Here is a 6,401-nt window from a genome sequence, read left to right on the forward strand (position 1 = left end):
GCGCGCCCCCGGCCTCCTCCCACACCCCCACCGCCCGCGGATCGCCGGCCTCGACCCCCGCGAAGGCGCCGAGCGCGGCCAAGCCGTCCGTCGCCACCGAGGGCGCCTCCGGCGCCCCGCCCGCCGCGCGCCGCATCTGCGCCGAGGATCAGCTGAAACTGTCCGTCGGCCGGATGGATATCGGCGCGGGCAATGTCTATGTTCCCCTGGCCTTCACCAATACCGGTGAGACCAGTTGCACGCTGACGGGCTTTCCGGGCGTTTCCCTGCTCGACACCCCCGGCACGGCTATCGGCGACCCCGCCGCCCGCCGAGGACCGGCGCGGCCCATGGTCGTCCTGAAACCCGGCGACAGCGCCTACGCGAGTCTGCACACCCTCAACAAAGGCCTGTCCGACAAGCCCTGTTGGCGGACCGCGTCCCAAATTCGCGCCTACCCGCCGGACTCCTACCGCGCCATGGAGACGTCGGCGCGCTCCCTCCAGGTCTGCGGGGAAGTATTCGAAGTCACCGCCCTCGAGCCGGGCTCCCAGCCCTGACCCGGAGCGCCACGGCCGGGCACGGAACCGCCGCCCCCGCCCGTGCCCGACCGGGCGGCGCCGGAAATGAATTGGCCGGGAAGCGCGGCCACCTGACGCCCCCGGGTGTCCCAAAATCTTGATGGGCCCGACACCCACTGGCCCCTTTCGCCCTTCCGCAATCATTATCGGGTGGGCCACCATGTGAAGGGGCCTCGCCTGAGCCGGCGCGGAGCGTCTAGAGGGGACGATGTCATGGAGCGAGCGGCCACGGGGGTCGAGACGGAGTTGGTGGACCTCTCGGGAACAACGCTCGAAGAACTGGGCGACAGTGAGGAGTTCACTGTCGCGACCCAGCGGTTGCTCGATCTCGTACAGTCTCCGCCGACAATCGCGAACGCCGCCGCGTCGTCATCAGGCTGTTGACGGAATCCCGGCGCGGCGCGACAGCATTCACCCCACCGAGAAAGGCGGCCATGCCGGCGGACTATTCAGCTGGCCCTCCCTCCCCGCTCCCGGCTTCGAGCCGCTCCCGACCGCCCGCCCCGCCCCCGATGAGCCGTCACCACCGGCTGTCCACGGCGCGCCTCGACGAGTTGGCGCACGGCAGCGGGGGAGCGGCCGCGATCGCCGAGTTACGGGCGGGCCAACGCAGCCGCCTCATGCTTCTGCTACGCGCGTTGACCGAGTTCGCCTCCCGCCATCCCCAGGTGCCGGGGCCGCTGCCCGTACCACGAGACGCGTGGGAGCTGCTGACACGGGCCGAGCGGCGCAGCCCGTCGAGCGTGGAGCGCCTGCTGCTGCACCCCCAGGTCGGCGCCTGGCTCAGCCGCTGTCTGCGCAGGCTGCGCGGCGTTGCGGAGGAAGCCGGGACGGAGGCCGACGAGGTCTTGCTGTGGCTGGAAACCGGCTATCTGCACACCGTGGCCGCTTCGGCGGCCCTGCTCGCGGGGATCGACTTCCGGATCGTGGTCGGAGTCCGCGACGGCGGGGTGATGCTGCCCGCGCTGGGCTTCGTGGACCTCACGGGCTGCGATTCCCCCGTCGCCGAGATCTCCGCCGATGGCGCGGGCGAGCGGACCGTGCGAGCCGGTTCGCATACGGTGCCGCTGCCTTCCGACCTCACCCGGGACGCCAAGGGCTGGCACCCCCTGAGACGGCTGCACGGCCGGCACCCCGTCCACCCCTGCTCGCCCTACCTGGATGACATAGATCCTTACCGGGACTTTCTGCGCCCCGCCGCACCCGCGCGGCTGAGCGAACCGGAGGCGCGGGGGTGGCAGGAACGCTTCGACAGCGCCTGGGCGCTCGTAGCCGGGCAGAGCAATGTGGATCCGGCTGGTGTGGCCGGCTGTCTGATCTCCGTCGTCCCCGTGCGATACCCCGCGCGGACGGAACCTTTCAGCGCATCGTCGCCCGAGGCCTACGGCTGTGTACTGCTCAATCCTCCGACCGATTCGGCCACCCTCGCCGCATCGTTGATCCACGAAGCCCAGCACGTCAAACTCGGCGCGCTGTTGGACCTGGTGCCCCTGATACACGGAGGCATGGAGGAGATCCACTACGCGCCCTGGCGCGTGGATCCCCGCCCGCTGCGCGGCCTGCTGCACGGCGTGTACGCGTTTTTGGGCGTCACGGCTTTCTGGCAGGCCCACCGACATGCCGTACTGGACGAGACCACGCCGAGCGCGGACTTCGAGTTCGCGCTGCGGCGTGCGCAGACCTCGCACGGGCTGCGGACGCTGCGCGCCCATGCGGAGCTCACCGCCCTGGGCGACCGATTCCTGCGGGGGATCGAGGACCGACTGGCCGTGTGGCTCACAGAGCCTGTGCCGGAGGTTCCGCTGCGCGCCGCCGAGGACCTCAACCTCGATCACCGGCTGCTCTACCGCCTGCATCATCTGTCTGTGGACCCCGGCCGGACCGGGCAGTGGGCGCAGGCCTGGCGGCTGGGCCGGTCCTCACCGGACCCCCTTCCCACGACCGTGCTGCGCGCCTCCCGGCCGGCGGTGTCGGCGCGCCCGGCCCTGATCCGGCTGCGCCTGCGCGACCCGGGCGGCTTCGCCCTGCTGCGGGAGAAGCCGGAGGAGCACTCATTCGACGGCGTGGACGCCCCGCCCCGGGCCGACCTGGACTGGGCCGCCGGGGACACGGCGGCCGCGCTGCGCGGCTACCGTGACCGTCTGGCCGAACGCCCCGACGACCTCCCCGCCTGGTCAGGGCTCGCCTTGACACTGCCCGCGGGCCCGGCCAAGGAGGTGCTGCTGGACTGCCCGGAAGTCGTGCTCGCGGTGCACCGGGCGCTGCGTGCCCCGGTCTACGGCGGCCCCGACCCGGTGGCTCTCGCCCACTGGATCGCAACCCGTCGTTGAACGCCGGGGCGTCGCGTCAGAACGTGTACGCCTCCAGGTCGCAGTCCGCGCGGATGCCACGGGCTGCCGCGATGGTGGCCGGGTGCTGGCTGCCCAGCACCCGGCGGAACCGCTCCAGGGCGTCGTTGTGCAGCTCCTCCGCCGCCCGGCTCTCGCCCAGGGCGCGCAAGTCCGCCGACAGGTTGACCGCGCAGGCCAGCGTGGTGGGATGGTCCTCACCCAGCCGTTCCCGGCAGGCGGCCAGACTGTCGGTGTCCAGGCTGTGTGCCTCTTCGTAGTCCGCCAGCGTGTACAGATCGCTGGCCAGGTTGATGGCGCAGGTGAGGGTCGAGGGGTGGTCGGCCCCGAGCGTCTCGACGAAGACAGGCAGCGTCTCTCTGTTGAGCGCCAGCGCCTCCTCGGTCTCGCCCAGCAGCCGGAGCGTGACGGCCAGATTGGTCGCCGCGCTCGACGTGTAGGGGTGCCGGGGGCCGAGAATGACCCGCAGGTCCTCCAGGGACTTTCTCCCGAGGTCCCGGGCGCCGGCCAGATCGGCGTTCTGCCGCAGATCCATGGAGAGGTTCATCTCCGCCGTGGTGATGTCGAGGTTGGGCTCGATATACCGCAGCCGATAGCTGTCCAGGGCCTGCCGGGTGAGCTCGATCGCCCCCTCATGATCGCCCGCCTTACGTCGGGCCACGGCCAGGGTGCGCATCGCGTTGACGAACACGGGTGCGTTCGGCGGGACGCTGCGCAGAGCGAGCGCGAAGGTCTCCTCCTGCATGGCGCGGGCAACGTGGTACTGGCCCATGCCGCGGGCGTCGCTGGAGAGGTGGGTGGCGAGCAGGATCGTGGTGAGGGAGTCCTCTCCGAGGACGATGGCCGCGGTGTCGCGCGCGGACTGGTGGATCTCCTGGGCGAGCGCGAAGTCGCCGACGGCGCGCAGCGCCAGCCCGTAGTCGTTCGCGGCGGCCAGCGTGTACGGGTCCTCCTCGCCGAAGACGCGCAGGCCCCTGGTCCACCGGTCCTTCTCCAACTCGACGGACCTGGCGTAATCCCCCTGGAGCCGGGCGCTGTTGGCGACCGCGCCCATGGTCGCGATGGTGTCCTCGTTGTTCTCGCCGGCCTGCGGGTGGGCCCGCAGCAGCTCCAGGATCCGGTCGTTGAGCTCCCGGGCCTCCTCGTAGTGGCCGAGCGCGGTCAGCGCGTGGCCGAGGGTCCGGGAGGCGGTCAGTGTCTCCAGGCTGTCCTCGCCCAGCGACTCGCGCCAGGTCTCCACCACCTGGGTGCCGAACTCGCGGGCGCCTTGGTGATCTCCCCATGCGTACAGGAAGCTGATCAGGTTGCGCACCATCTGCCGTACCCATTTGTCGTCGCAGTCCATCGCGCGGGAGGCGCGGACGTGCGACAAGAGGTCGGCGTAGCGTGGCCAGTTGGTGGGGGCCACGTCGTTGGGGTCGCCGTAGGCGAGCAGTACGTGGGCGCTGTGCCGCATGTCCGCCTGCTGCTGTGGGGACATCTGGCCCATCAACACCGCCTGCACCAGTCGGTGCATTTCGATGGTGTTGTTCCGGTGATTGATTTTGATCAGCGCGTAGCGGTTGATCTCGCGGATCGCATGACCGAGCTTGATCGGGTCCTGCAGCACCTCCGAGAGCTCGGGGGAGAGGGAGACTCCACGGACCCCGGAGAACAGCCGCCGCGAAATGGGCTCCGGAGCGAAGAAGGAGCACACCTGCAGCAGTTGCAGCGCTCCGGGATGCTGCTCCGCGAGCCGCCTCAGCGACATGTTCCAGGCCGCCGCCACCGGCTCGGGGTAGTCGACCGGGACGCCCTGGGCCAGCAACTCGGCGCGCCGGGTGGAGACATCGGCTCGCTCGTCCTCGAAGACGTTCAGATACTCGTCGACCGGCATCCCCGTCTCGATGAGCCACGCGGCCGCCTGCTCGATCGCCAGCGGCAGATCGCCCAGTGCCTCGGCCACCCGGTCCGCCTGGTCGTCCGGCAGCTCCGGGCCCCGGCGCCGCAGCAGCTCGATGCTCTCCGCACGGTCGAAGACATCCACCTCGACCGTGCGGGCGGCCCGGGACCACTGGGCGTTCCGCGAGGTCACCAGGATGCGGCCGGGGCCGCCGTTGGGGAAGAAGGGGCGTACCGTATCCAGTTCTTCCGCGTTGTCGAAGACCAGGAGCCAGTCACGGCAGGGGCGGCCGGTGCGCAGCGCCTCCAGGACGCTGGGCACGGCGATGTTCGACTCCAGGCCGACCTGCAGCCCCAGTCGGTCCGCCAGCTGCACCAGCGCCTGGCGGATCTGCTCCGGGCGCTCGGCCGGGATCCACCACACCGCGTCGTAGTCGGAGGCGTGCTGGTGCACGTACTCCAGGGCGATCTGCGACTTGCCCACGCCGCCGAGCCCGTGCAGGGCCTCGGGGAGCACGGCGGCCGTGCCCTCGCTGCTCAGACGCTCGTGCAAGGTGTCGAGCAACGCTTGTCGCCCGGTGAAGTTGTTGTTCCGGGGCGGGACGTTCCCCCAGATGGCCGGGGGATCCCCGGCGCGGCGCTCCTCCACGGCGGGCAGGGACCGGGCAGCGGTCACGGGCACAAAACTTCCTCTCTGGTGCTCACCCGCCGCGCCCGGCGTGCCGTGCGCCGACGGGGGTGATTCGTCCTTTGCGGAGGACGACTTGGATCGGGACGAAAAGGAGTCAGTCACGGCAACCGCCTCGGGGGTCGAGCTTCCCCCATTGGGGTGATTTTCCCCATTCGGTGGGTCTTCAACTGGATTGTGTCGGTGTTCCCCCGACCGGCCGAGCGCCTGGTGCGCAAGCACGCGCGCGTGGAACGTCCGCGCGCCCTCCAGGTAGGGGCCGGAGAGCGCCTGGTAGACCTGTTCCTGTACGCGCATGTAGGGCAGCAGCCGCTCGGTCTCGGGAAGGTCGGGCAGCGCCTCCGAGGGGTGGTTGAGCGCGTCGCGCAGTACGTGCAGGGGTTTCCAGCGGCGGCCGAGCCGGTCCAGGACGCTGCGCAGGATGTACAGCGACTCGTCGCGCATCCCGGCGGACAGCAGTAACTCCCGTACTCCCTGGTGGAATTCGTAGCCGACCCCGGTCTCGTCCATCGGGTCGGTCGGGCCGACCTTGCGCAGCAGTCCGCCCAGCAGGATCTCGGCGAGGTCGCCGGGGCTGCCCTGCGGCTCGTGCATGCCCTGGACGAACTCCATCACCGGAATGTTCAGCGGCGCCGCCGCCAGCCGGGAGGCCAGCTTGAAGGCGCTCGGCGACGCGGTGGCGCGGAAGCGGAAGACGCGGTCCCGGGCGGTGGGTTCCGGCTCCCGCTCCCAGCGTTCGGCCGGTACCCCCGGCAGCAGCGCGAGTGTGGGGCGGCCGCGCGTGGACGGCCGGGTCACCAGCTGCGCCCAGCGGTGCAGCCATCGTGGATCGAGCTCCAGCACCGGGACCGGCGGCTCGCCTCCGGGCCAGGGGGCGCCGTCGGCGCTCTGCCAGGTGGCGTTGGGCGCGCCCGGCTCGGGCAC

4 protein-coding genes are annotated in these 6,401 nt (G+C 71.0%); 3 read left to right on the forward strand and 1 reads right to left on the reverse strand.

The window, feature by feature from the left end; translation table 11 throughout:
* The 3 genes from ACWDSL_RS51030 to ACWDSL_RS51040 all read left to right on the forward strand — a co-directional run.
* Window positions 1-539 (forward strand): DUF4232 domain-containing protein (locus ACWDSL_RS51030; protein WP_450496314.1); only part of this gene is annotated, 539 nt, incomplete at its 5' end.
* Window positions 540-773: 234 nt separating this feature from the next.
* Entirely contained in the window at window positions 774-944 is a 171-nt protein-coding gene (locus tag ACWDSL_RS51035; protein ID WP_450496316.1) for a hypothetical protein, read from the forward strand.
* Between the two features lie 128 nt (window positions 945-1,072).
* Window positions 1,073-2,890 carry an HEXXH motif domain-containing protein gene (locus ACWDSL_RS51040; protein WP_450496317.1) on the forward strand — a complete coding sequence of 606 codons (1,818 nt, stop codon included), beginning with the start codon at window positions 1,073-1,075 and terminating at the stop codon, window positions 2,888-2,890.
* 16 nt (window positions 2,891-2,906) lie between these two features.
* Here ACWDSL_RS51040 and fxsT read toward each other — a convergent pair.
* The coding region (fxsT, locus tag ACWDSL_RS51045) for an FxSxx-COOH system tetratricopeptide repeat protein (RefSeq protein WP_450496319.1) at window positions 2,907-6,401 on the reverse strand (3,495 nt) is incomplete at its 5' end.

It is taken from the genome of Streptomyces sp. NPDC000941, assembly GCF_053599555.1.

Coding starts and splice junctions, on each gene's coding strand:
- ACWDSL_RS51035 (WP_450496316.1), top strand. CDS start 774: ATGGAGCGAGCGGCCACGGGGGTCGAGACGGAGTTGGTGGACCTCTCG.
- ACWDSL_RS51040 (WP_450496317.1), top strand. CDS start 1,073: ATGAGCCGTCACCACCGGCTGTCCACGGCGCGCCTCGACGAGTTGGCG.